The sequence below is a fragment of the Johannesbaptistia floridana genome (assembly GCF_057440575.1).
In genome coordinates, this window is the sequence record NZ_JALKVM010000301.1 from 1 (window position 1) to 1486 (window position 1486).

General features: G+C 34.7%; 2 protein-coding genes. One reads left to right on the forward strand and one right to left on the reverse strand.

Translation table 11 applies throughout. The annotated features are described in order from the left end of the window. Positions 1-544, reverse strand: a 544-nt coding sequence (locus tag MW688_RS18015; protein ID WP_486737398.1) for a hypothetical protein, incomplete at its 3' end; no start/stop codon positions are given. A 105-nt stretch (positions 545-649) separates the two neighbouring features. Between MW688_RS18015 and MW688_RS18020 the strand changes: the two genes are divergently transcribed. Continuing rightward, positions 650-1225 carry a VOC family protein gene (locus MW688_RS18020; RefSeq protein WP_486737399.1) on the forward strand — a complete coding sequence of 192 codons (576 nt, stop codon included), beginning with the start codon at positions 650-652 and terminating at the stop codon, positions 1223-1225. Positions 1226-1486 lie beyond the last annotated feature (261 nt).

Genomic DNA, 1486 nt, shown 5'->3' on the forward strand with positions numbered 1-1486 from the left:
GTTGAGATTCTAATTCTTTTACCTTAGCTTCAGTTTGGCTGATTAATTCATCTTTGCCTGCTAAGTGAGATTCTAAATCTGTGTAAGCTTTTACCTTGGTATCTAATTCTGCTTGCTGTTGATTTAGTTGAGATTCTAATTCTTTTACCTTAGCTTCAGTTTGGCTGATTAATTCATCTTTCTCGGTTAACTGTGATTGATAGGTTTGTTGTTCTTGAGTTTGTTGATTTAGACTTTCTTTTAATTCGGCAATTAACTTAACTTGTTCATCAGTTTGAGATTCAGTAGAATTATCACTATCTTCAACTCTCTCTTTAGTTTCGGGATTATCTGTAGTTGAAATATTTTCTTTAGTTTTTTTTTCTTGAGAAGTTTTAGTTAAAGAGTCTGTCACCATTTTTTCCACCAAAGAGGATTTCGATACTCCTGATTTACTTGCCTCTTCAGTTAGGAGGTTATCTAAGTTAGGTTGTATAGAAATACTGATTCTTTTGCGTGAAGATTGGCTTGTGGAATTTTTTGATTTGTTAACTCTTTTCCCCATTCGGAAGTTTCTCCTGATGCGTTATCATAGTAGAATTCTATTATAGCTTTAAGAGATATTATAATAAGGTTAAGTATTCTTAAAAACAATAACTTGACCATATTCATGATACAAACAATTACAGAAAAATCTTTAATTATTGGCGCTTTTTTCCCCTCTTCCTTAGATACCATTTTCTCTACACAGGGAATTATGGTGATGCTATTAGCGGCTTATGGTTTGGCAATGTGGATGTTTCTCACAAGTGCCCCAAAAATATATACAATTATGGTTTCAGATTTAAATATAGCTCAGGAATTCTACGAAGGAGTGCTAAATTTACCCGTTGCCGAAGTACCATTACACTATTATTATAATTATGAACAAGGTTTAGGTGGGGGAGGTTTAGATCCTCTATACTTATCAACAAGTACAGCTACAGCTAATCCTAGTTTAGGCGCTTCAGAAGGACTTTGGTACCAGTTAAAGAAAAATATACAAATTCATGTGATTTCCGGGGCAAACTTAGGACATAAAAACCGTCAAAGACACGTATGTTTTGATCGCGATTGTCTCGAAAATTTATTGATGAGGATTCAATCTCGTCGGCTAAAATACAAAGTTCGCAAAAATAAGCCATTGAATTTTCTAGTGAAAGATTATCAAGAAAGAATCATAGAGATGGCAGAAGTCTCTAATTAAAGTATGATTGGAAAATGCTACACAATCCGCTCTGTAAATCTTACTCAAACTTACTCAAGCAACTCTAAAAAGCTTAGCTGTTTGGGTTTGAAGGCAATTTTAGTGGATATTGAGTAATTATTTTAAAGCTGTTGCTAACCCCATCCAAATCGAAGATTATGGATGGGTGCTTTGCTTCCTTATTTGTGGTGATAAGCACAACGACTACCAGGGCTGTTTCGTTCTTGACAAAGAAAATGGTGAGGAGGAGCACCGGAGCAG

What these genes read in the sequence shown, in the direction of transcription:
- MW688_RS18020 (WP_486737399.1), top strand. Translation starts at nt 650, where the DNA reads ATGATACAAACAATTACAGAAAAATCTTTAATTATTGGCGCTTTTTTC.